The sequence below is a fragment of the Bradyrhizobium lupini genome (genome assembly GCF_040939785.1).
Lineage (GTDB): Bacteria > Pseudomonadota > Alphaproteobacteria > Rhizobiales > Xanthobacteraceae > Bradyrhizobium > Bradyrhizobium canariense_D.
On record NZ_CP162553.1, the window covers coordinates 4,722,033 to 4,744,534 of the forward strand.

The window sequence follows — 22,502 nt, forward strand, 5'->3', positions numbered from 1 at the left end:
CGGCAATGGCGGCTGTCGTCACGCTGCATTTGATTTTGGCGGCGAATTTCGCTACCGCCTTTGCCCGTGGATACGCTCAAGGTACGAGACGCCAAAGACGTCGAAGAGGTGGTGCGCGCGGCGATTGCCAATGAGCAGCCGCTCGAGATCATCGGCCATGGCTCCAAGCGCGGCATCGGCCACGCGATGGCGACCAACGCCGTGCTCGACGTCTCCGCGCTGAATGCCATCACCGCCTACGAGCCCAACGAACTCATTGTCACGCTCCAGGCCGGGGCGCCGCTGGCCGACGTGCTGTCGCTGATCGATGCCAAGAACCAGCAATTCGCCTTCGAGCCGATGAACACCGCGCCGCTGCTCGGCACGCCCGCGCTCGGCACCATCGGCGGCATGATCGCGGCTGGCCTGGCCGGTCCGCGCCGGATCAAGGCGGGCGGCGCGCGCGACCATCTGCTCGGGGCGCATGCCGTCTCCGGTTTCGGCGACAGCTTCAAGACCGGCGGCAAGGTGGTGAAGAACGTCACCGGCTACGACCTCTGCAAGCTTCTCGCCGGTTCCTGGGGCACGCTGTCGGTCATGACCGAGGTCACGCTGAAAGTGATGCCCAAGCCGGAGGCCGAGCGGACGCTGTTGCTGCGCGGGCTCGACGATGCCGCCGCCAACAAGGCAATGACGGCGGCGCTCGGCTCGCCTTTCGATGTCTCCGGGGCCGCGCATCTGCCGACATCGGCGTTCCGGACCGAGATCGAAGGTCTCGGCGATATCGCAGGCCAGGGCGAGGCGCTGACCGCGCTGCGGCTCGAGGGCATTACCGTCTCGGCCGCCCACCGTGCCGGCTCGCTGCGCGAATTGCTGGCGCCGTTCGGAACCGCAATTCTCGTCGAGGACACGGCGTCAGCGGCGCTGTGGACCACGATCCGCGACGTCCTGCCGTTCGCGGCCAGTGGCGCGCTGGGGGCCTGGCCGGTCTGGCGGATCGTCTGCCCGCCGGCGTCGGGCGCGACGCTCGGGACCCTGCTGGCGCGCGAGACCGGTGGCGACGTGATCTACGATTGGGGTGGTGGACTGATCTGGGCGGCGGTGCCACCGAAGCCGGACGCGCATGCTCGGGCCGTGCGCGAACGTACGAATGCCGCCGGCGGGCACGCCACGCTGATCCGGGCGGCCGAGGACATCAGGCGCGCGATCGATGTATTCCACCCGCAAGCCCCTGGCCTTGCCGCCTTGAGCGAGCGGGTCCGCGCCAGTTTCGATCCGAAGATCATCCTCAACCGGGGGCGGCTGACGCGAGGCACTGCCGCATGAAGACCGAATTCTCACTCGCGCAGCTCGCCGATCCCGACATCGCGGAAGCCGACAAGATCCTGCGCGCCTGCGTCCATTGCGGCTTCTGCACCGCAACCTGTCCGACCTATGTGCTGCTTGGCGACGAGCTCGATAGCCCGCGCGGCCGCATCTATCTGATCAAGGAGATGCTGGAGAAGGACCAGACGCCGACGGCCGAAGTGGTCAAACATGTCGACCGCTGCCTGTCGTGCCTGGCCTGCATGACGACCTGCCCCTCGGGCGTGAATTACATGCATCTGGTCGATCAGGCCCGGGTCAGGATCGAGCAGCGTTACGAGCGGCCGCTCGCCGAGCGGCTGCTGCGCCGAGTGCTGGCCTTCGTCCTGCCGCACCCGCAGCGTTTCCGCGCCAGCATGTGGCTGGCGCGGCTGGCCCGCCCGCTGGCCGCGTTCCTGCCGACGCCGCGGCCGTCGGCGACGCCCGGCCTGGTTCTGCGCCTCAAGGCGATGCTGGCGCTGGCGCCGGACCGGCTGCCGCCGCCCGGGCCCGCCGCCGGCAGTGTGTTCGCGGCACTCGGCAAGAAGCGCGGCCGGGTCGCGCTGCTCCAGGGCTGCGCCCAGCAGGTGCTGGCGCCGCGAATCAACCAGGCCGCCATCAGTCTCCTCACGCGCCACGGCATCGAGGTCGTCCTTGTCAGGGACGAGCAGTGCTGCGGCGCCCTGACCCATCACCTCGGCGACGATCAGGACGCATTGGCACGGGCTCGCGCCAATGTCGCGGCGTGGCGCGCGGAAGCGGCCGGCGAGGGGCTCGACGCCATCCTGGTGACGGCGTCAGGCTGCGGCACCGTGATCAAGGACTACGGCTATCTTCTGCGCGAAGACGCTGCGTTTGCCGCCGATGCGGCGAAGGTCTCTGCGCTCGCCAAGGACATCACTGAATACGTCGCCGGCCTTGGACTCGCGGCCACGACGCGACAGGACAACATCGTCGTCGCTTATCACTCTGCGTGTTCGTTGCAGCACGGGCAGAAAATCACGGGCCTTCCGAAAGAATTGCTTTCCAATAACGGATTCGTGGTGAAAGATGTGCCGGAGAGCCATTTGTGTTGCGGTTCGGCGGGGACTTACAACATTCTCCAGCCCGAGCTTGCGGGCCGGTTGCGCGATCGCAAGGTCGCCAACATCGCGAGCGTCAAGCCGGACATGATTGCCGCAGGCAATATCGGCTGCATGGTGCAGATTGCCAGTGGCACGTCAGTTCCGGTCGTACACACGATTGAGCTTCTCGATTGGGCTACGGGCGGGTCGCAGCCGGCATTGAACGCGCAAGACTGAGCTTTCGAAGACTAAGCTTTCGAAGGCTGAGCTTTCGTCCGGAGATAACGGCTGAAGACACCCGATCGACCATTGTTCGGCGGCAACAGGAGGATCACGATGGCGAAAGCGAAGAAGAAAAAAAGCAAGAAGGCCAAAAAGGCCAAGAAGGCAGTAGCGGCGAAGAAGACCTCAAAGAAGGCAGCCAAGAAGTCCGCGAAGAAATCCGCGAAGAAGTCTGCCAAGAAGGCTCCAAAGAAATCTGCGAAGAAGGCCGCGCCAAAGAAGGCCGCTAAGAAGGCTGCGCCTAAGAAGGCCGCCAAGAAGGCTGCGAAGAAAGCGGCGCCGAAGAAGGCGAAGGCAGCTCCGAAGCCGTCAACGCCGGCAGCTCCGGCTCCCGAGCCTGCCGCCGAGACAAGCTGGGCGATGCCTTCGTCTTCTGCGGACACGACACCGGCCGAAGGACAAGGTTAGGCCCAAGGTCAGGCCAAAGGCTGGATCCAATCCGACGACCATGATCGGCAACAGGAAGGCCGCAGCCGGCGATGCTGCGGCCTTTTTGCATCGGCGCGTCGGCGCGCGGGGATGATCTCGTCGGGAAGCAGCCTGATTCGTGGCACGGGCAGCACGGTACCGCCGGACCCGTACTAACGCGGGCCTCCCAGTGCACTTTGGAATGCAAATAATGTGATCGAGAAGACACACGGGCTGACAACCTTTCGTGGAATCGTCAGAACGCCCAAAAAGTCGGCAGATGCCCGCGTTTTTTGCTTCACGGTTTGCCTCACCCCATCCAGATTGCCGCAGTTACGAAATTTGCAATCAGGTCGAGCGTTCCGGGGGCTTCCGGGATCCGGCTGGGGTCTTAGAACTGGTGATGGGGATCGAAATGAAAAAAGTGGCTTTGTTGGCAACGGCGCTGGCAATGGTGACGGGCTCGGCTTTCGCGGCAGACATGCGAGTGAAGGCACTGAAGGCCCCGCCGGTGGTCGCGTTTGATCCCTGGGATATCGCCTTCGGCGGCGCCATCATGAGCGACTACATCTTCCGCGGCGTCACGCAGTCGAACCACAAGCCGTCGGTCGCGGCCTATTTCGAGCCGCGCTACAACGTCAACAAGGACCTCCAGCTCTACGTCGGCGTGTCCGCCGAGAGCATCTCCTTCGCCAATCGCGCTGCTGCTGAAGTCGACATCTACGGCGGTATCCGCCCGACCTTCGGCGCCTTCGCCTTCGATATCGGTGTCTGGGGCTACCTGTATCCGGGCGGCAGCTGCGCCGACAACGTGCTCACCGGCGGCATTCCGGGCGGCAACGTCTGCGGCGTCAGCACGACCACTATCTTCCTCGCCGACGGCAACGTCATGAAGAAGGACGTCAGCTTCGTCGAAGTCTACGGCAAGGTGAACTACACCATCAACGACAGCTTCACGGTCGGCGCGACCGAGTACTACTCGCCGAACTTCCTGAACTCGGGTGCCTGGGGCAACTACGCTTCGTTGACCGCCAAGTACACGGCGCCCAGCACGGCCTTCGGTGCTTCCGGCATGGGCATGTACGTCTCGGGTGAGTTCGGCCGGCAGTGGTTTGGTACTTCGGACGCCTTCTACGGCACCGGCGTCGGCACCGTTTTCGCCAACGGTATCCCCTACAAGGACTACAACACCTGGAACATCGGCATCGGCTTCACCTACAAAGTGTTCACGCTGGACCTGCGTTACTCCGACACCGACCTGAACAAGGGTGATTGCAACGCCTTCACCAGCGCCTTCAACGCCACCGGCACCACCAACGTCACCGCGATCAATCCGGGCGGCGCTGGCTCCAACTGGTGCGGCGCGGCCGGCATTGCCAAGCTGTCGTTCGACCTGACGGCCATGAGCAACCTGAAGTAAGCTTCTTCCCGAAGCGACTTGATGAGGGCGGCAGGGCAACCTGCCGCCCTTTTGCTTTGGGGCTTTGGGGCGTAGGCCAGGGCCCGCATGGTTCGAGACGCAAGCCTCCGGCGGGCTCCTCACCATGAGGGGGTCACAGATCTCACCGCGAGGACAGACCTCATCCTGAAGGCCCGCCAAAGGCGGGCGTCTCGAAGAATGGCCGCAACGAACGGCCATAGCCTCAGGGCTTCGTCGGGCCGTCTCAGCGTGCCGCGCTCGGCTCCTTCTCGACCGGCACACCACCGTCACCGAGGACGTGGATCGCGCCGTGCTTCACCATCGTCACCTTGCGGGTATGGAAGGCTTCCAGCGTCGACCGGTGGCCGATCGAGACGAGGGTGGCCTGTGGCAGCTTCTCCGCCAGCAGCCGGTACAGGCGGGCCTCGGACGGCTCGTCCAGCGAGGCCGTGGCCTCGTCCAGGAACAGATAGTCCGGCGCGTGCAGCAGCGCGCGGGCGAGCCCGAGGCGCTGCTGCTCGCCCAGCGACAGCATCCGGTTCCAATGACCGTCCTCCTCAAGCCGCTCGGCGAGGTCGGGCAGGCCGACCGCGATCAGCGCGTCCCTGACGCGTGCAGTTTCGAATGCGCCCGGCGCGGCCGGATAGACCACCGCGTCGCGCAACACGCCGACCGGGAAATAGGGGCGCTGGGGCAGCATCATCAGCTTCGCTTTTTCCGGGACGAAGATGGTCCCGGTGCCGAACGGCCAGATGCCGGCGATGGCGCGGAACAGCGTCGACTTGCCGGAGCCCGACGGTCCGGTCACCAGCACGCGCTCCGGCATCTGGACGGAGAAGGCGTCGGTGGCGACCAGCGGCGTGCCGCTCGGCAGGTTCACGCAGAGCTGTTCGAGGGTGATATTGCGATTGCCGCCGGCGGCCTTGAGGGCGATCGCAGGCTCGTGCGGCGGCAGGTGCGCGGCCGCATCGACCGACATCTCGAAGCCGTCGAGGCGGGCGACGATCGAGCGCCATTCCGCCAGCGATCGGTACGCCGTGACGAAGAACGACAATGCGCCCTGTACGCTCGAGAAGGCGGAGGCGGTCTGCATCATGTCGCCAAGCTGGATCTTCTTGGCGAAGAAGGCCGGCGCCACCAGCACATAGGGAAAGATCACGGCAGCCTGCTGGTAGCTCGCGCTGAACGCGGTGAGGCGCTTGGTGCGGCTCATGATGGCGTACCAATTGCCGATCACGAAGCCGAAGCGGTCCAGCAGCCGGCCGCGCTCGGCGCCTTCGCCCTTGAGCAGCGCGATCTGCTCGGAATTCTCGCGGACGCGGACGAGGTTGAAGCGGAAGTCGGCCTCGAAGCGCTGCTGCTCGAAATTGAGATTGACCAGCGGGGCACCGATCCAGTGCGTCAGCGCGGTGCCGAAGATCGCGTAGACCAGCGCGCCCCAGCACAGATAGCCGGGGATCATGAGATCGGCGCCGAACAGGTGCAACGGCGCGGCGTTGGAAAGCCCCCAGAGGATGATCACGAAGGAGAACAGCGTCACGATCGATGAGAGCAGGCCGAGCCCGATGGTCAGGGTCTGCTCGACGAAGTTCTTGACGTCCTCGGTGATGCGCTGGTCCGGGTTGTCGGCCGCATCGCCCTTGAGCTGCATGCGGTAGTGGGTAGCGCCCTGCAGCCATTCGCCCAAATAGTGCCGGGTCAGCCATTGCCGCCAGCGGATCTGGAGCCACTGGTTCAAGTACAGCTTGTAGACCGCCAGCGCGATGAAGGCGGAGGCGAGGCCGATGAAGATCCAGATCTCCCTGACGAAGCTATCCCAGTCACTTGCCTGCAGTGAGCTGTAGAACCGGTTCTGCCATTGATTGACCAGGACGTCGATCGCGACCAGCGCCAGCTCCATCGCGATGACTGCGGCAAGCAGGCCGCGGCCGGCCCATTTGTCCTCCGACCGGAAATACGGGGCGGCGATTCGCCAGACGATCGCGAGCGTGGCGCTGATGTTCTTCACAGAGCTGAGTCTCCTGAGGGGATGTGCACAACTGCCCGGGCCAAAGACTTGGGACGACGGCGGAAATCGGCGCGCTTAGACTAAAGTCGCAAGTCCTGCAATTTGCGTTGGCTTGTCGCAGCTTGCAACCCTAGCATGGGGCTCGACGGCGCGGGGTGGGGGCCTTCGGGATTTCGCGAGCTTGTGAGCGGACGGGAACCGCTGCATTCGCGAGGAATTCGCGTCCGGCTCGGGGGTTATCGCTTCAGCGTCAAGCAGGATCGGCTGTCCACGCGGGCCGCCTGCAGCACACATGCGTGGGGGAGGAAGATCATGTGGAATCAAGTTTATGACCCGTTGCACAGCCCCGTGCTGTCGACGATCGCCGCGGCAGTCCCTGTCGTCACATTGCTGGTCCTGATCGCGAGCGGACGGGTCCAGGCTCATATCGCGGCGGTCATCGCCGTGATCGTGGCCAATTTGATCACGATCTTCGTCTTCACCATGCCGGCGAACATGTCGATCCGCGCCTCGGTGCTGGGCATCGTCACCGGGTTCTTCCCGATCGGCTGGATCGTTCTCAACGTCATCTTCCTCTACCAGGTGACGGTGAGCACCGGGCGCTTCGAATTGCTCAAGCGCGCGGTCGGCGGCGTCACCGAGGACCGGCGGCTGCAATTGCTGCTGATCGCGTTCTCGTTCGGCGCCTTCTTCGAAGGCGCCTCGGGCTTCGGCACGCCGGTCGCGATCACGGGCGCCGTCCTGATCGGCCTCGGCTTCTCGCCGCTTGCAGCAAGCGGCCTGTCGCTGATCGCCAACACCGCGCCGGTCGCTTATGGGGCGCTGGGCACGCCGATCCAGGGCCTTGCCTCGGTGACCGGGCTTGATCCCTACATCCTCGGCGCGATGGTCGGCCGGCAATTGCCGTTCTTCTCGCTGATCGTGCCGTTCTGGGTGGTGTGGGCGTTCGCGGGCTGGAAGGGCATGAAGGACGTCTGGCCGGCGATCCTGGTCACCGGCGTGTCGTTCGCTGTCCCGCAATTCGTGATCTCGAACTACGTCAATCCCTGGATCGTCGACATCGGGGCGTCGCTGATCTCGATGGGGGCGCTGATCCTGTTCCTGAAGGTCTGGCAGCCCAGGCAGCTCTGGCTGTCGCCGGCGCTGCGCGGCCGCGATGAATCGGCCGCCACCATGGCCGCGGCAAAACCGATGGACAAGACGCCGCTGACGCAGAGCGAGCTGTTCAGCGCGCTGCTGCCGTGGATCATCGTCTGCATCGTGATGCTGATCTGGGGCAATGGTGGATTCAAGACCTGGGCGAACTCGATCTTCACCTGGAACTATCCCGTTCCCGAGCTGCATCAGATGATCAACAAGATGCCGCCGGTCGCGCCGGGGCCGACGAAAGAGAGCGCGGTGTTCGGCTTCACCTATCTCTCGTTCACCGGCACCGGCATGCTGATTGCGGCGATCATCTCAGGCTTCCTGATGGGCGTCGGTCCTGGCCGGCTCTTGACGGAATACGGGCGCACCATCCGGCTTTGCGCGATCTCGCTGATCACGATCTCGGCGATGCTCGCGATTGGCACGCTGACGCGGCTCTCCGGCGTGGACGCGACGCTCGGCCTCGCCTTTGCTGCAACCGGCGTGCTCTATCCCTTCTTCGGCACGCTGCTCGGTTGGTTGGGCGTGGCGCTAACGGGATCGGATACCGCTTCCAACGTTCTGTTCGGAAATCTTCAGAAGATCACCTCCGAGCAGCTTGGTCTATCGCCGATCCTGATGGCTGCGGCGAACTCGTCCGGCGGCGTGATGGGCAAGATGATCGACGCCCAGTCGATCGTGGTCGCGTCCACCGCGACGAATTGGTACGGGCACGAGGGCACGATCCTGCGCTTCGTGTTCTGGCACTCGATCGTGCTGGCCTCGTTGGTCGGCGTGTTCGTGACGTTGCAGGCCTATGTCTGGCCGTTCACGGCGATGGTCCTGAAGTAGCAGGCCACGCCCGGCTTCAACCCAAATCCCCGCGAGGTTGCTCCTCGCGGGGATTTTTGCGCCGCGCATGGACGAACCTTCTCAACGGCGCCGCCGTCTTATAGAAGGTGCCGCAAATCAGGTCGGTCGAGAGGTCTCATGGTTTCGTTCAGCCAGACGGTGTGTGCGGCGGTTGCAATGCTCGCGATGTCCACGCTCGCGCGCGCGGAGGACGGTTTTCCGTTCGGCACCGAGATGACGCTGGAGGCGCTGCCGCAGCCGGGCTCGAAGCGGATTCCGAACATCGAGATCGGCGACAATGGCGAGGTCGTGCTGGAGCTCTGGTGCAAGGGCGGCAAGGGCCAGTTCTCGGTTGCTGGCAACACCGTGATCTTCGTCCCCGGCCAGATCCAGGACCGCTCCTGCCCGCCGGCAAGGGCCCAGGCCGACGACGATCTCGTTGCAGCCCTGGGCAGTGTCGAGACCTGGAAGCGCCAGGGTGACGTGCTCACGCTCGTCGGCCCCAAGCCGCTGCGCCTTCGCGTCAACGGCAATTAGCCCCTGCTGTCATTCCCCGCGACCCGGCTACGCCAAGGCTTCGCCGGGGTTGAGGTCCAGGGGCGCCGAAGCTTTAGCACAGGCGGCAGGCGGGGTATCCAGTACGCCGCGGCTTCTCGATTCATCTGGATCGCCCGGTCAAGCCGGGCGATGACCGAGAGTTGATGCGCGGGCTACATCACTTCCACACAGACTTGTCGGCGTCCCAGCGCTGGCCTTTCAGCTCCTTGGCGAGCGCCTCGACCGAACCGTTGTCGTCGGGCTGATCGCCTTCCTCGTCCGCGGTCGCTTCGTCCGAGAGATTGAGCTTGGCGCCGCTGCTCTCGTCAGTGGTCGTGGTCGCGGGACTCCCGATCCAGAGCATGAGCTTGTCGGTCGTGCCGGGCTTGTCCGGCGAGACGAGACCTGCAACCTCGATCGTGTCGGTGAGCTCGAGCGCGGGAAAGTCCTGGTTCGGCCGCTTGAACACCAGCTTGAGCTTGCCGGTCGCCGGGTTGAAGCTTTGCGAGACCGGCTTTGCCGCGAGCGTCCTGCTCAGCACGCCAGCCACCGCGGCCGCGAGCTTGTCGCGGTTGATCTTGTCGCCGTCGCGCCAATCGGCGGCGGGAATGCGGATGGTGCGGTCCATCTCGGTCATGCCCGCGGTCCAGCCCGCGGCGGTCACGCCGGGCGTCGCCTTGAATTTCGCCAGCAGCGCGCCGGCGCGCTCCGGATCGACCGACATATTGATGGTCTGCTCGCCCGCGCGTAGCGCGTCGCAGCCGACGGTGAGACTCGCCAGCGTCACCTCGACGTCCTGGCCCTTCAGGCTCTTCAGGAACTCGGTCGCGGCATCCAGCTTGACCTTGACCGCGATCGCTTCCGGCGAGACGTCGGTGAAATCCTTTGGTTGGGGCGTGATGCCGTCGTCGGAGGTCTGGTTGTCGAGGAATTCCTTCTCGCTGAGATCGGAATTGTCGGGCGAGGTGACCTCGGTCACGGTCTGGCCAATGCTGATCTGGCCGCGGAATTCGAACGTGTCTCCGGCCTCTTTGCGCAGCAGCTTGACTGTGACCGGCGCCTTCGCGCCGAGGCTCTGCGTCGTACCCGTCAGGTTCTGGCCCGCGACCTGGAGATTGACGACGAAGCGGTCCTTGCGGTCGGAATTCTTCGCGACGGGATAACAGACGTCGAGCACGGCTGCGGTGACGGTCTTGCCCTGGCGTGTCTCCTTCAGGATCACGTCGGCATTGCCGTCCATCAGCCCGTCGATCGAGGTGAAATAGCGCGTCTCGACGCCGCCGGGCGCCGTGGCCTTCGGCGCCAGCTTCATCTGGGCGGATGCGACCTCAGGCGAAACTGCAAGCAGAGCCGCCAGAACGGCCGTGGAGCAAAACACAAGCGCGCGCATCGACGAAATCCCTGAGGCAATGGGGCATGACTCGGAAAGTGTGAAGCGGTTTTCCGTTGAGATCAGGCCCAAACAATTCGAATCGGCGTCACCGTAGTGGGTTTTGGCTGCCGGTTGAATTGGAAAGCACGGGTCATGATCGGCAAAAAGAAGGCCGCCCGGAGGCGGCCTTCGTAACACTGCAATGGAACGGACGGCTTAGAAGCCGCCCATACCGCCACCGGCCGGCATGCCGGAAGCGGCTTCCTTCTTCGGCGACTCCGCGACCATGGCCTCGGTGGTCACCAGCAGGCCGGCGATCGAGGCGGCGTCCTGGAGTGCGGTGCGCACCACCTTGGCGGGGTCGATGATGCCCTTCTCGACCATGTCGACATACTCCTCGGTCTGGGCGTCGAAGCCGAAGGTCTCGGACCTGTTCTCCAGGATCTTGCCGACGACGATCGAGCCTTCCACGCCCGCGTTCTCGGAGATTTGGCGGATCGGGGCTTCCAGTGCCTTCAGCACGATGTTGATGCCGGCCTGGACGTCGGCATTGGCGTTGGTCAGACGGCCGACCGCCTTCTTGGCGCGGAGCAGCGCGACGCCGCCGCCGGGGACGATGCCTTCCTGCACCGCGGCGCGCGTGGCGTTGAGCGCATCCTCGACGCGGTCCTTCTTCTCCTTGACCTCGATCTCGGTGGCACCGCCGACGCGGATCACCGCGACGCCGCCTGCGAGCTTGGCGAGGCGCTCCTGGAGCTTCTCACGGTCGTAATCCGAGGTGGTTTCCTCGATCTGGGCCTTGATCTGGCCGACGCGGGCCTCGATCTCCGGCTTCTTGCCGGCGCCCTTGACGATCGTGGTGTTCTCCTTGTCGATCACAACCTTGCCCGCGCGCCCAAGCATCTTCACCGTGACGCTCTCGAGCTTCATGCCGAGGTCTTCGGAGATCAGCTGGCCGCCGGTGAGGATCGCGAGGTCCTCGAGCATGGCCTTGCGGCGGTCGCCGAAGCCCGGCGCCTTGACGGCGGCGACCTTCAGGCCGCCACGGAGGCGGTTGACGACCAGGGTGGCCAGCGCCTCGCCCTCGACGTCCTCGGCGATGATGACGAGCGGCTTGCCCGACTGCACCACGGCTTCCAGCACGGGCAGCATGGCCTGCAGGCCGGACAGCTTCTTCTCGTGCAGGAGGATGTAAGCGTCCTCGAGTTCGGCCGTCATCTTCTCGGGGTTGGTGACGAAGTAGGGGCTGAGATAGCCGCGGTCGAACTTCATGCCCTCGACGATGTCCACCTCGGTGTCGAGTGACTTGTTCTCCTCGACGGTGATGACGCCCTCGTTGCCGACCTTCTGCATCGCCTGCGCGATCATCTTGCCGATGGCGGCGTCGCCGTTGGCCGAGATGGTGCCGACCTGGGCAACCTCGGAGGAGGCGGCGACCGGCTTGGCGCGCTTCTCGATGTCCTTGACGACGGCCGCGACCGCAATGTCGATGCCGCGCTTGAGGTCCATCGGGTTCATGCCGGCGGCAACCGACTTGGCGCCTTCGCGGACGATGGACTGGGCCAGCACGGTCGCGGTGGTGGTGCCGTCGCCGGCGAGGTCGTTGGTCTTGGAGGCGACCTCACGCACCATCTGGGCGCCCATGTTCTCGAACTTGTCCTCTAGCTCGATCTCCTTGGCGACGGTGACGCCGTCCTTGGTGATGCGGGGCGCGCCGAACGACTTCTCGATGAGCACGTTGCGGCCTTTCGGGCCGAGCGTCACCTTGACGGCGTTGGCGAGAATATCGACGCCGCGCAGCATGCGTTCGCGCGCGTCTCCGGAAAACTTGACGTCTTTGGCAGCCATGGTCTGCAATTCCTCTTCTTTTTCGTGATGTGTCTTGCTTATTGGGTCGCCTCATTCCGGGGTCCGCGATCGAACCCGGCGGAATGATGCATGCCCGGATCGAGTGACCCGGGCATGCATTCAGCGGCCGTTCAGGCGTCTGGCCTTAGGCCATCACGCCCATAATGTCCGACTCCTTCATGATCAGGAGCTCATCGTTGTCGATCTTGACCTCGGTGCCCGACCACTTGCCAAACAGCACACGGTCGCCGACCTTGAGGTCGATCGGGATCAGCTTGCCGGCCTCGTCGCGGCCACCGGGGCCGACGGCGACGACTTCGCCCTGGGACGGCTTTTCCTTGGCCGTGTCCGGAATGATGATGCCGCCCTTGGTCTTTGACTCGGCGTCGATACGTTTGACCACGACACGGTCATGCAGCGGACGAAATTTGGATTTAGTCATGACGTTTCCCTTTGGAGGCTCGCTTCGGAAGGAGAGGAAGTGGGCGGGCGGCGCTTCCGTCCACCCTTCCCGAGGATCGATCGGCGCGCGTTAGCAATCCATCTTTCAGAGTGCTAATGGTGCGCCCGGGAATATGGCTTGGCCGCGATCCTGTCAAGCAAAGGTGGTTAAGCGATTGGTGAGACGGATATAGGATGGTGACATTGGAAACTTGTTCGGGGTGCCGGCGTATTAAAGGACGTCATTGCTCCGGCAGCGGTTTTGCGCTTGGCTGCGTAAGGGGTGCGGCCATGGTTTTGTCCGGGGGAATGCCATGATCAGTTCAGCTCACGCGCGCACGGTCGCCAATCTGGCGGCGGCTTCTTGCCTGGCGCTGCTGCTTGGTGCCTGCGGCGGCGGCATGAGCCTGCCGTCCTTTTCTTCGTCCTCACCGCCCCCCGAGGCCGAGCCCGGCACCGGTCCGGAAATGCCCGCGTCGATCCGCGCCGACGAGATCGTCGGGCGCTGGGGCCTCGCCTCATTCCAGAACCCGGCCGACCGCGCCCGCACCGAGGCTGCCGCCCGGGCCCAATGCAAAAATCCTTACGTGATCACCGCCGGCTCCTCCGGCGGCGTGATCATGCATCTGGCGGACCAGGCAACACCGCAGGAACTGCGGCTGAAGGGTTCGCCCAGCGGCAAGAATTATATTGGGCCGGCGGGTCCGACGCCCGGCGAGCAGGACCGCGAAATCGTCTCCTTCGACGGCCGCGTCCTCATCACCCGCTTCATCGACAAGGACGCCGCCACCCGCTACGGCAACATGGTCTACGTCCGCTGCGCGCCGAGGGCGTAGTCTCTATCCTTCGTCATGCCCCGCGACCCGGCTACGCCAAGGCTTCGCCGGGGTTGAGGTCCAGGGGCGCCGAAGCTTTAGCGTAGGCGGCAGGCGGGGCATCCAGTACGCCGCAGCTTCTCGGCTCAATCATTGCCGTCTCTGGAATACTGGATCGTCCGCCTGCGCGGACGACGACAGCAGGGGACGATAGACAACAAAAAAACGCCGGCTTGCGCCGGCGTTCGTTATTCAGAGCGTCGCGTCCGTTCAGTCGAACAGCGCGTCGATGTCGTCCTGCGAGGCGTGGCCGACGTCGCCGGCGAGCTTCGGGCCGTTGAGAAGCTTGTCGTCATCGCTGCGAGTGTCGACCTGCGGCACGACGTGAGACTTGATCGCGTCGACACCGCCCCAGATTTCCATCATGGAATTGATGTGCTGCTCGATGAACTTCATCGTGCTCATGACCTTGCTGATGCGCTGGCCGGTCAGGTCCTGGAAGTTGCAGGCTTCGAAGATCGAGATGACGCGTTCCTGGATATCGTCGGCGAGCCGCTTCTGCTGATCGGCCGATTGCACCTTGGCCATCGCGCTGGCCGCCTGGTCGATCGACTCGGCGGCTTCGAGGATCTGCTGGGTCGCCTGTTCGGTACCGCCGACGACCGCGCCGAGCTCGCCATTGACCTTGGCCATTTCGCCGCCGTCGAAGCTCTTGCCATGCAGTGTCGCGATCTCGCGCTTGGTGCGGTCGATGGCGTCGTGGATGAGGTCGAGCTCGACCTTCAGCTTCTCGCACTGCTCGATCTGCGCCCGGTAAGTATCGAGCATGGTACGGGCTTCGGAGAGCTCGTGGGCGGTGGAGGCGTCGATCGCCGCCATGGCGGCGCTGCCGGACAACGGCGCGGTGCCCTTCGCCATCTGCGTGCGGATCGCACGCAGCTCGGCCATGATCTCGCTATGCATCGGCGCAGCCTCCTCAATCATTTCGGGGCTGGGCATCTCGCCGACAATAGCCTCCTCGACACGAAAACGTTTGCGGTGAATAGCCATCAAGAACTCCCCCCCACCTCACTCACGCGTCTTTGTAGGCAGAAGCGATTTAACACGAAGTTCACAGCCGGAACTGTCGTGCGGCTGCGCGCGACGGCGTGCAAACGGGCGATTAACCATGCGTGCGCGGCGTTCATCGAAAATAAACGCTGATCGACAAATTGCGCCGCTGCCGACGACGTGGTGAATCGAAATGGCGTTTCCGTTTACCAAACAAAACGGCTTTTGCTCTTTATTGACCACGTCGCGGGTGCGGATCAGCCATCACCTCGCCACGACGCATGTGATCTAGACGAAACAGTACAGAGTACGTCGATGTTCAAGAAAATGTCTGTTGCGCTGCTTGGCAGCGCTTGCACCTTCCTTGCCGGCGTCAACAGCGCCAGCGCCTTCGACAATAGCGTGCCGAACGATCCGCCCGCGGTGCTGTACCAGCCGCAGGTGCCGCCTGCGCCCGTGCGCGTCGCCTCCAACATGGGCGGTGGCTTCATCGAGTTCATATTTGGCGACGGGCCCGGTCGCGGTCCGGCCTACGCTCCGCAGCAGCCGGTGTATCAGCAGCAGCCAGGTTATTATGACCAGCGCCGCCTGCCGCCGATGGGCGAGCCGCAGATGCAGGGCGCAAGTCTCCAGCAGGAGGCGGTCGATCCGCGGCAGCGTCAGTTTGACCCGAGATTCGAGAAACAACTCGTTGACTATAGCGGCAACGAAAGCGCCGGCACGATCGTGGTCGATACGCCGAACAAATTCCTCTACCTCGTCGAGGGCAACGGCCGCGCGATGCGCTACGGCATCGGCGTCGGCCGCCCCGGCTTCACCTGGTCTGGCGTGAAGTCGATCACGGCCAAGCGCGAATGGCCGGCCTGGACGCCGCCGGCGGAAATGATCGCGCGCCGCCCCGACCTGCCGAGGCACATGGAAGGCGGCCCGGAAAATCCGCTCGGTGCGCGCGCGATGTATCTCGGCTCGACGCTTTACCGTATCCACGGCTCCAACGAGCCCTGGACCATCGGCACCAACGTCTCCTCGGGCTGCATTCGCATGCGCAACGAGGACGTCATCGATCTCTATGGCCGCGTCAACGTGGGCACCAAGGTCGTGGTGATGTAGGCGCATAGTGCTCGGAACCAAAACGGCCGCCTCATCGGCGGCCGTTCTCGTTTGGAGCAAGGATAAGAAGCGTCAGGCGTAATCGCTGCCGCCATCGTCGCCGCCGCCGAAATCGCTGTCGTCGGCGAGGTCGACATTATCGATGCCATTGTCGTTCTGATCGTTGTAATTCTGGTCGTCGTTCGAAGCGTGGTCGGCGAAGCCCTGCCGGGAAGCATCACCGCGGTTCGAGCCGATGTCATCGAGGCCGGCATCGCGCGCGAGCGAGCCGCCGGACTGATCGCTGCCGGTCCAGGGGCTGCGATCGCCCAGAGCATTGGTGTCGCCGAAGGCCTGCTGATGCGATCCGCCCATCATGCCGCGGATGCTGGAGAGCAGCAGCGAGCCGCCGACGACGCCGGCCGCGGCGGCCGCCGCCGTGCCGAGGAACGAGCCACCGCCACCGCCGATCGGCGGCGCACCATAGCCCTGACCCGGTCCTTGGCCGTAGGCCTGTCCGTACGGTGGTTGGCCATAGCCCGGCTGTGGCTGCTGCATCGCCTGGCCGCTGTTCCAGACCGGCCGCGAGTCCCGCGGCGGTACGTTCGGAACCGAGCCGCGCGACGGACCCCCGCCGAATAGCGTGTCGCGCATGGTGTCCAGGAAACCGCCGGACTGCGCCTGCTCGGGCGCCTGCGCCGCCTCCAGCTCCTGGATGCGATTGTGAGCACGCTTCAACGCCTCGTCCTGCAACAGCACGGTCTGCACCAGCGCATAGATGGCGCCGGGCGCCTTGCGCAGGCCGTCGGAGATCGCGGCGATCGCGTCGGGATCGCGCGGTGCATTTTCCAGTTTCGAAAGCCGGTCGAAAAGCTCGTCGACGAGCTGGCGTTCCTGCGGCGTCATGGTCAGTCTCCCTCGCGCAAAACAAGCGCGAGGCAGATGTAGGGTTCCATTGTGGCCCCAACAGTGCCGGCTGGATTAAATTTCGGTATGCGACAAGCTGCCCCGCGGGGCGGCTTTCTCGCAAACTTCGCCGGTTTTACCCCAGCGTGACGCCGCTGTCCGTCAGCAGGCGCGCAAAGGCATCGCCGGCGAGATAGGCGTGCTCGCGTTCGCGGACATCCGTCATCGGGTCGAGCCCGGTGAGAATTTCGTCGACGAAGCCGGGATGACACATCACGAGGCCGCCATCCGGCAGGCCTTCGAGAAATTGCCGCATCAGCTCGCCGAAATCGGCCGCCTGCGTGAAATCATAGGCGCCGGCGAAGCCGGGATTGAAGCTGAGGCCCGCGCTGCCGGCACGGCGGCGGAATTGCGCGCTGAGAATGTCGAGCACCATGGCTTTCGGTGAGGCCAGCCGCTGCATCAGCGGCAGGTCGCGGCCGCCCTGGCGCACCCAGGCTTTTGGCGCGACTTCGCTCACCGCATCGACAAAGCCGTCGCGCACCTGCGGGTAGAGCTGCACATGCTGATGGCCGTCGACGAAGTCAGGCGCGCGTCCGAACGCTTTCGCGAAGGCTGCCAGCTGCGCCTTGACCTCGTTGCGAAAGAACTCGCGGTCGAGCCTTCGGGCAAGACCCGCGCGCAGCAGCTTCGGAAACGGGAGAAACATGTCGCCGTCGAGCGGACGGAAATGCATGGTGAGCGGCCGGAACGGTGCCGACAACGTCACGTGCAATCCGATCGCGCAGCGTGGGCTCGCTTGCGCTGCCGCCTGGAGCGCCTCGATCTCGCTGCGCTCGACCGCAGGTCCCACCATCATCACCGAGGTAGCGTTGAGACGGCCGCGTTCGATCAGGTCGCGGATGGCGCGATTGACGCCCGGGCTGATGCCGTAATCGTCGGCGCAGAGCCAGATCCGCCGCAGCGGCGCGGCCGCGCTCATTCGGCCGCCGTCCTCTTCGCGGCGTCCAAGCTTGAAGCGTCCTGGGCCTTCTCGGTTTCGAAATGCTTTTCACTGTGCTCGGCGACGAAGTAGATCGGGCGCGCCTTCAGCTCGGAGAGGATCTTGCCGATATATTCGCCGACGATGCCGATCATGATGAGCTGCACGCCGCCGATCGTCATCAGGCCGATCACGAGTGAGGGATAGCCGGGCACCTGCTTGCCGGTGGTCAAGACCTCCCAGAGGATCGACAGACCGAACAGGAACGCTCCGCCGGCGAGGATCACGCCGAGCAGGCTGGCGAAGCGCAGCGGCGCCACCGAGAACGAGGTGACGCCTTCGATCGAAAGACCAAGCAGGCGTGCGGCGCTGAAGGTCGTCACGCCATGGGTGCGCGGCGCGGGCTCGTAATCGACGCGGATCTGGCGGAAGCCGATCCAGCTCGCGAGGCCCTTGAAGAAGCGGTTGCGCTCGGGCAGCTGCCTCAGTGCTGCGACCGCGCGCGGCGACAGCAGGCGGAAGTCGCCGGCGTCTTCGGGAATCTTCTGGCGCGCGCCCCAATTGATCAGCGCATAGAAGCCGCGTCCGGCGAGCCGCCGCAGGAAGGGCTCGTTGTCGCGATGCGCCTTGGCGGTATAGACGACGTCGTAGCCGTCCTCGATCCAGTGCCGCACCAGTCGCTCGACCAGCGACGGCGGATGCTGGCCGTCGCCGTCCATGAACAGCACCGCGCCGAGCCGGGCATGGTCGAGGCCGGCCATCAGCGCGGCCTCCTTGCCGAAATTGCGCGACAGCGACACCACCTGGACGTCGACCGCGTCGGCCGGCAGCGAGCGGGCGATCGACAGCGTCGCGTCCGCGCTGCCGTCATCGACATAGACGACCTCGCAAGCCAAGCGATAGCGCTCCCGCAAGGTCTTTGCGAGATCGCAGATGCGCTGGTGCAGGGCGGCGAGGCCCGCGGCTTCGTTGTAGAGCGGGACGACAATCGACAGCCCCTTCGCGGCGGCGCTTGCCGCGTTGGTCGTCATGCCGGAAACGTCAGAGCCCAGCGTCATCGATCAAGGTTCCAGAGGCGTTCAAGGTCATCTCAACAGCATATGGTAGCTGCCGTTTGCTGTCGCTACGCTGAACGGAATTGCTCAACAAACTTTGGGCTCACTGCCGCAGGAACGCCTCGAGCCTGGCGAACAGCGGGTTCTCCCGGTCGAACACGTAATCCAGCGAAACCACCGAGACGGTCTCGGCGCCATGCCCGCGCAGGAAGCTCGCGAGTGCATAGAGCTGGCCCGGCGGGCAGTGCAGCGTGAGCATGCCTGACGAGGTCGGTCCGCCGAACGGGGCTTCGACGCCGAAGCGCTCGTGGGCCTCGGTGAGCATGGCCGCGTCGCACTGGCGGAAGCGGGTGCGGACTTCGCGGTATTTGTTGGCCCGCGCCCGCGCCGCGATGTGATCGAGGATGATTCGCGCGGTCTCCCGCGCTTGCGGCGACCAATCGGCGTCCCTTGAGGCGACCAGATTGGCCTGGCTGCGCAGGATCACGCCGTCGTCGAGCACCCGCAATCCGTTGGCGGCGAGCGTCGCGCCGGTCGTGGTGATATCGACGATCAACTCGGCGCTGCCGGCGGCCGGTGCGCCTTCGGTCGCGCCCGTGCTTTCGACGATGCGGTAATCGGTGATGCCTTGGCTCTGGAAGAAGGCGCGGGTGAGATTGATGAACTTGGTCGCGACCCGCATCCGCATGTGATGCTGCTCGCGGAAGCCGGTGGTGACGTCGTCGAGGTCGGCCATGGTGCGGACGTCGATCCACGCCTGCGGCACCGCGACGACGACGTCGGCATAACCGAAGCCGAGGCCTTCGATCAGGGAGACGCGCTTGTCGGCGTCCGCGATGGTCTCGCGCACCAGATCCTCGCCGGTGACGCCGAGATGCGCCGAGCCGCGGGACAGTTGCGAGGCGATCTCGCTCGCCGAGAGATAGGCGACTTCGACATTGTCGAGGCCCGCGAGCGTGCCGCGATAGTCGCGGGCGCCGCCCGCCTTCGACAGCTTGAGCCCGGCGCGGGCGAAGAAGGCCTCGGTGTTTTCCTGAAGGCGACCCTTGGAGGGAACGGCCAGAACGAATGGCGCGCTCATGACTTAAGCTCCCACCTTGCGGCCGATCCGGGTCAGCGCATCCACCCAGACCGAGAAACCGACCGCGGGGATCGGCTCGGCCGATCCAAGCTGGGTCATCAGACCGTCATAGCGGCCGCCGGCAACCAGCGGCTCGGCGCCGTTGCCGCGGTGATGCAGCTCGAATTCGAAGCCGGTGTAGTAGTCGAGCCCGCGCCCGAACGCGGTCGAAAACCGCGTCCCCTTCACATCGATGCCGCGCGCCGCCATGAAGCCGACCCGGCTTTCAAACTGGTCGATCGCAGCACTGAGGTCGAGCTTCGCATCATTGGTGAGCGCGCGCAGCTCGGCCACGGCGTCATCGGGGTTACCCGATATCGACAGGAAACGCTTGAGCACGGCGATGGCTTCGCGCGGCAGCGCGCCGCCCTTCAGCGTCGACTGCTCGAGGAAGCGGTCGGCAATCTCGGCCGTGGTGCGGCCGCCGACATTGGTGGTGCCGGCGATCGACATCAGATCGGTGACGAAAGCGAGTGCTGCCTTGCGGTCGGAGCCGGCGAGCGCCGCGAGCACGCCCTCATATTCGCTGCGGGTCGCTGTGGTCGCGGCTGCCAGCCGTTCCAGATCCTGCTCCAGGCTGATCTTGCGGTTGAAATCCTTGACCAAGCGGCGGCGCCAGACCGGATAGAGGTCGAGCGCGTCGAGCAGCGCGTTGAACAGCGCCACGTCGCCGGTGCGGATCTCGACGTCGCGAACGCCGAAGGCGGCGGTCGCCTCCAGCGCCAGCGCCAGCATCTCGGCATCGGCCGCGGCGCGGTCCTGGCGGCCGAACGACTCGATGCCGGCCTGCAGGAATTCGCTGCTCTGGCCGTTGCGGTAGCGGAACACCGGGCCGAGATAACTGAACCCGGCCGGCTGGCCGGCACGGCCAGAGCTGAGGTAATCGCGGGCCACCGGTATGGTCAGGTCCGGGCGCAGGCAGAGCTCATCGCCGGAGAGGTCCGTGGTCAGGTACAGGCTCTTGCGGATGTCCTCGCCGGAGAGATCCAGGAACGGTTCGGCCGGCTGCAGGATGGCGGGCTCGGCCCTGACATAGCCGGCCTGGCCGAACGACAGCAGCAGCGTGTCCGCCCAGGCGGCGGAGCCGGCAGCGTTTGAGGTGGCAGTCGCGGTCATCTCGGGGTCCATCGTCCCGGTGGAACCGGGCAGGGCAAGCAGGGAACGAATTGCCGCAGGCCTTAGCATGGCCCGAAAGCGGTTTCGACCTCCAAAGGATCAATCGCTTAACAGCGCCGGAGCGACGCGCCGTCAGCAGAGGATGCGAAGCCCAAATCAGGTATCGTCGCCAAGCTAGGTAATATAATACCGATCGATCGCGCTGCGGCCGACCCAGTTAGGTTGGACGCCTCACCCTCATTCATTTCGGCCAGGCAGGTCTCCGGGCCGCTTTCACGAAGGAATGGGCCGCCTGGGCGGAAAGCTCGGCCCTCGCATGTAACCTCATCCGCGAACTGCTTGGCCCGGTTGAGGATGTCCACTGGTCGCATGCTCAATTTGGGTAGGGCGGACGATCCGTTCGCAGAGCCTTCGTTTACAATGCGAAAGTAGGTTTCCGATTCATGCGGCAACGCACAGACGTTATCGGAACGGTCGCGCGACACACGCTGGCCTATATGCTGTTTTGATTAGCGAGATGTTCCGGCACTACGACTTAGATCCACTCGACCTTCTGATCGTTCGTGCCATTCTCAATGCCCCGCGACCTGCGGCGCGCCGGGGCCAGAGGGCCGGGTGGTTTGCGTCGCGCTAAAGTCGCCGTCTCTACGAAGAAGGTCAGGTAAGCAGCAGAACATGGATCAAAGCCGTCTAGTCCCTGCTCGCGAGGCAATGCAAAAGATAGCGGCGGATCGCTTGATGTCGTTCCAGGATCTCAAGCCATCCTCGGCGCTCGAGCTCAAATCGTATGACATCGATCATTTCGGTGAGACCGAGAAATACGCCGGCGCATCGAGCATGCCGTTGTCTGTCGGGACGACCGCGATCATGCGTGCCCGGCTCACCTTGCCGACCCTGACCCTGTCGCTGTTGAAAACCTTCCCCCGGATCATTCGCGGCTATCAGCTCACCAATGCTGCCGCAGTGGTGGTACCGATGGATCACGTGACCTCTGCCCGCATCAACGGGCAATCGATCGGCGGTTCTGTTGTCATTCTAAAAGGCGGTTCAGATTGCTTGGTGCATGAGCCGGAGGGGCGTCTGCTGGCGGTGGTCTACTTCAGTCCATCCGGGCGGGAGCCATTGCCTGAATTGAGCGATGGATGCCATTTGCTGAATCCGGCGCCGGACGTGCTTGCCTCGCTGCGCCGTCTGATCTCGATCTCGCTTGAAACCGCGGCAAATGACCCGGACTTCCTGAACGAGCCGGCTTCGCAAACGATTGTCGAACGATCACTGCTCAGCACGATGGATGCGGCGATCTGGTCCAGTGTCGCAAGCGCACCTGCGTCGTCCACCACCGAGCATTATCGGCGGATCGTGGCTGATATGGAAAAACTGATTCGGCGCGATCTGATGATCTGGCACAAGACCACCGAACTGGCGGAACAGGCGGGCGTGTCGGTCCGGACTCTCCAGAGTGCGACACGGGCCATCTGCGGCATGAGCCCACATCGCTATAGCCGGGTCTTGCGCCTCTGGTCGGTACGCAAGCAACTGCGCACCGGCCGAGCAGGCCGGAGTGTGAAGTCCTGCGCGCTTGCGCATGGTTTCTGGCATCTCAGCGAATTCGCAGCGAGCTACAGAGAGGCTTTCGGAGAGTTGCCTTCGGAGACCCTGAACCGATCGCTACGAGGCGAATAGCAACGT

Annotated in this window: 19 protein-coding genes; 9 read left to right on the forward strand and 10 right to left on the reverse strand. The window is 64.6% G+C overall.

All coding sequences use genetic code 11. The features are described from left to right. Positions 1 to 66 precede the first annotated feature (66 nt). From AB3L03_RS22320 to AB3L03_RS22335, 4 genes are all read left to right on the forward strand, one after another. Positions 67 to 1,305 carry an FAD-binding protein gene (locus AB3L03_RS22320; RefSeq protein ID WP_368507045.1) on the forward strand — a complete coding sequence of 413 codons (1,239 nt, stop codon included), beginning with the start codon at positions 67 to 69 and terminating at the stop codon, positions 1,303 to 1,305. Further along, positions 1,302 to 2,624 (forward strand): glycolate oxidase subunit GlcF, encoded by a 1,323-nt coding sequence (gene glcF, locus AB3L03_RS22325; RefSeq protein ID WP_018453426.1) that lies wholly within the window; start codon positions 1,302 to 1,304, stop codon positions 2,622 to 2,624. The genes AB3L03_RS22320 and glcF overlap by 4 nt, the downstream gene beginning before the upstream one ends. 99 nt (positions 2,625 to 2,723) lie before the next feature. After that, positions 2,724 to 3,077, forward strand: a complete 354-nt coding sequence (locus AB3L03_RS22330) for a histone (RefSeq protein WP_083926345.1) — start codon at positions 2,724 to 2,726, stop codon at positions 3,075 to 3,077. Positions 3,078 to 3,492: 415 nt separating this feature from the next. After that, positions 3,493 to 4,497 carry a TorF family putative porin gene (locus tag AB3L03_RS22335; RefSeq protein WP_026232529.1) on the forward strand — a complete coding sequence of 335 codons (1,005 nt, stop codon included), beginning with the start codon at positions 3,493 to 3,495 and terminating at the stop codon, positions 4,495 to 4,497. 244 nt (positions 4,498 to 4,741) lie between these two features. Here AB3L03_RS22335 and AB3L03_RS22340 read toward each other — a convergent pair whose 3' ends face one another. Continuing rightward, positions 4,742 to 6,505, reverse strand: coding sequence for an ABC transporter ATP-binding protein/permease (locus tag AB3L03_RS22340; RefSeq protein ID WP_204512404.1), 1,764 nt, complete (start codon positions 6,503 to 6,505; stop codon positions 4,742 to 4,744). A 312-nt stretch (positions 6,506 to 6,817) separates the two neighbouring features. Between AB3L03_RS22340 and AB3L03_RS22345 the strand changes: the two genes are divergently transcribed. Both AB3L03_RS22345 and AB3L03_RS22350 read left to right on the forward strand, forming a co-directional pair. Next, entirely contained in the window at positions 6,818 to 8,482 is a 1,665-nt protein-coding gene (locus tag AB3L03_RS22345; RefSeq protein WP_026232530.1) for an L-lactate permease, read from the forward strand. Positions 8,483 to 8,620: 138 nt separating this feature from the next. Next, positions 8,621 to 9,019, forward strand: coding sequence for an META domain-containing protein (locus AB3L03_RS22350; RefSeq protein WP_368507046.1), 399 nt, complete (start codon positions 8,621 to 8,623; stop codon positions 9,017 to 9,019). Between the two features lie 178 nt (positions 9,020 to 9,197). Here the strand turns inward: AB3L03_RS22350 and AB3L03_RS22355 are convergent, their stop codons facing one another. The 3 genes from AB3L03_RS22355 to groES all read right to left on the reverse strand — a co-directional run bounded on the left by AB3L03_RS22355 (position 9,198) and on the right by groES (position 12,681). Further along, positions 9,198 to 10,409 carry a hypothetical protein gene (locus tag AB3L03_RS22355; protein ID WP_368507047.1) on the reverse strand — a complete coding sequence of 404 codons (1,212 nt, stop codon included), beginning with the start codon at positions 10,407 to 10,409 and terminating at the stop codon, positions 9,198 to 9,200. Between the two features lie 198 nt (positions 10,410 to 10,607). Then, positions 10,608 to 12,239, reverse strand: a complete 1,632-nt coding sequence (gene groL, locus AB3L03_RS22360) for a chaperonin GroEL (protein ID WP_085350111.1) — start codon at positions 12,237 to 12,239, stop codon at positions 10,608 to 10,610. 145 nt (positions 12,240 to 12,384) lie between these two features. After that, the gene (gene groES, locus AB3L03_RS22365) at positions 12,385 to 12,681 is read right to left on the reverse strand and encodes a co-chaperone GroES (RefSeq protein ID WP_007596954.1); all 297 of its coding nucleotides are present in this window, start codon (positions 12,679 to 12,681) and stop codon (positions 12,385 to 12,387) included. 313 nt (positions 12,682 to 12,994) lie between these two features. On the opposite strand from groES, the gene AB3L03_RS22370 reads away from it, so the two are divergent. Further along, positions 12,995 to 13,516: a hypothetical protein gene (locus AB3L03_RS22370; RefSeq protein WP_007596953.1), complete on the forward strand. Its 522-nt coding sequence runs from the start codon at positions 12,995 to 12,997 to the stop codon at positions 13,514 to 13,516. 249 nt (positions 13,517 to 13,765) lie between these two features. Here the strand turns inward: AB3L03_RS22370 and AB3L03_RS22375 are convergent, their stop codons facing one another. Continuing rightward, positions 13,766 to 14,545 (reverse strand): protein phosphatase CheZ, encoded by a 780-nt coding sequence (locus AB3L03_RS22375; RefSeq protein ID WP_018453435.1) that lies wholly within the window; start codon positions 14,543 to 14,545, stop codon positions 13,766 to 13,768. Between the two features lie 315 nt (positions 14,546 to 14,860). Between AB3L03_RS22375 and AB3L03_RS22380 the strand changes: the two genes are divergently transcribed. Then, complete coding sequence (locus tag AB3L03_RS22380) at positions 14,861 to 15,655, forward strand: L,D-transpeptidase (RefSeq protein WP_368507048.1); 795 nt, start codon at positions 14,861 to 14,863, stop codon at positions 15,653 to 15,655. 72 nt (positions 15,656 to 15,727) lie between these two features. Here AB3L03_RS22380 and AB3L03_RS22385 read toward each other — a convergent pair whose 3' ends face one another. The 5 genes from AB3L03_RS22385 to AB3L03_RS22405 form a co-directional block, all read right to left on the reverse strand. Further along, positions 15,728 to 16,540: a DUF2076 domain-containing protein gene (locus AB3L03_RS22385; RefSeq protein WP_204512401.1), complete on the reverse strand. Its 813-nt coding sequence runs from the start codon at positions 16,538 to 16,540 to the stop codon at positions 15,728 to 15,730. A gap of 136 nt (positions 16,541 to 16,676) precedes the next feature. After that, complete coding sequence (locus tag AB3L03_RS22390; RefSeq protein WP_247490928.1) at positions 16,677 to 17,522, reverse strand: ChbG/HpnK family deacetylase; 846 nt, start codon at positions 17,520 to 17,522, stop codon at positions 16,677 to 16,679. Beyond that, positions 17,519 to 18,580, reverse strand: a complete 1,062-nt coding sequence (locus tag AB3L03_RS22395; RefSeq protein WP_204512399.1) for a glycosyltransferase family 2 protein — start codon at positions 18,578 to 18,580, stop codon at positions 17,519 to 17,521. The genes AB3L03_RS22390 and AB3L03_RS22395 overlap by 4 nt, the downstream gene beginning before the upstream one ends. Before the next feature lie 100 nt (positions 18,581 to 18,680). Then, positions 18,681 to 19,658 carry an ATP phosphoribosyltransferase gene (gene hisG, locus AB3L03_RS22400; protein ID WP_018453440.1) on the reverse strand — a complete coding sequence of 326 codons (978 nt, stop codon included), beginning with the start codon at positions 19,656 to 19,658 and terminating at the stop codon, positions 18,681 to 18,683. A gap of 3 nt (positions 19,659 to 19,661) precedes the next feature. Further along, positions 19,662 to 20,813 carry an ATP phosphoribosyltransferase regulatory subunit gene (locus AB3L03_RS22405; RefSeq protein ID WP_204512398.1) on the reverse strand — a complete coding sequence of 384 codons (1,152 nt, stop codon included), beginning with the start codon at positions 20,811 to 20,813 and terminating at the stop codon, positions 19,662 to 19,664. Positions 20,814 to 21,551: 738 nt separating this feature from the next. Here AB3L03_RS22405 and AB3L03_RS22410 point away from each other — a divergent pair. Next, positions 21,552 to 22,496 carry a helix-turn-helix domain-containing protein gene (locus tag AB3L03_RS22410; protein WP_231190239.1) on the forward strand — a complete coding sequence of 315 codons (945 nt, stop codon included), beginning with the start codon at positions 21,552 to 21,554 and terminating at the stop codon, positions 22,494 to 22,496. Positions 22,497 to 22,502: the final 6 nt, after the last annotated feature.

Coding starts and splice junctions, on each gene's coding strand:
- AB3L03_RS22390 (WP_247490928.1), bottom strand. CDS start 17,522: ATGAGCGCGGCCGCGCCGCTGCGGCGGATCTGGCTCTGCGCCGACGAT.
- AB3L03_RS22380 (WP_368507048.1), top strand. CDS start 14,861: ATGTTCAAGAAAATGTCTGTTGCGCTGCTTGGCAGCGCTTGCACCTTC.
- hisG (WP_018453440.1), bottom strand. CDS start 19,658: ATGAGCGCGCCATTCGTTCTGGCCGTTCCCTCCAAGGGTCGCCTTCAG.
- AB3L03_RS22355 (WP_368507047.1), bottom strand. CDS start 10,409: ATGCGCGCGCTTGTGTTTTGCTCCACGGCCGTTCTGGCGGCTCTGCTT.
- AB3L03_RS22345 (WP_026232530.1), top strand. CDS start 6,818: ATGTGGAATCAAGTTTATGACCCGTTGCACAGCCCCGTGCTGTCGACG.
- AB3L03_RS22350 (WP_368507046.1), top strand. CDS start 8,621: ATGGTTTCGTTCAGCCAGACGGTGTGTGCGGCGGTTGCAATGCTCGCG.
- AB3L03_RS22330 (WP_083926345.1), top strand. CDS start 2,724: ATGGCGAAAGCGAAGAAGAAAAAAAGCAAGAAGGCCAAAAAGGCCAAG.
- AB3L03_RS22375 (WP_018453435.1), bottom strand. CDS start 14,545: ATGGCTATTCACCGCAAACGTTTTCGTGTCGAGGAGGCTATTGTCGGC.
- AB3L03_RS22335 (WP_026232529.1), top strand. CDS start 3,493: ATGAAAAAAGTGGCTTTGTTGGCAACGGCGCTGGCAATGGTGACGGGC.
- AB3L03_RS22370 (WP_007596953.1), top strand. CDS start 12,995: ATGATCAGTTCAGCTCACGCGCGCACGGTCGCCAATCTGGCGGCGGCT.
- glcF (WP_018453426.1), top strand. CDS start 1,302: ATGAAGACCGAATTCTCACTCGCGCAGCTCGCCGATCCCGACATCGCG.
- groES (WP_007596954.1), bottom strand. CDS start 12,681: ATGACTAAATCCAAATTTCGTCCGCTGCATGACCGTGTCGTGGTCAAA.
- AB3L03_RS22385 (WP_204512401.1), bottom strand. CDS start 16,540: ATGACGCCGCAGGAACGCCAGCTCGTCGACGAGCTTTTCGACCGGCTT.
- AB3L03_RS22405 (WP_204512398.1), bottom strand. CDS start 20,813: ATGACCGCGACTGCCACCTCAAACGCTGCCGGCTCCGCCGCCTGGGCG.
- AB3L03_RS22410 (WP_231190239.1), top strand. CDS start 21,552: ATGTCGTTCCAGGATCTCAAGCCATCCTCGGCGCTCGAGCTCAAATCG.
- groL (WP_085350111.1), bottom strand. CDS start 12,239: ATGGCTGCCAAAGACGTCAAGTTTTCCGGAGACGCGCGCGAACGCATG.
- AB3L03_RS22395 (WP_204512399.1), bottom strand. CDS start 18,580: ATGACGCTGGGCTCTGACGTTTCCGGCATGACGACCAACGCGGCAAGC.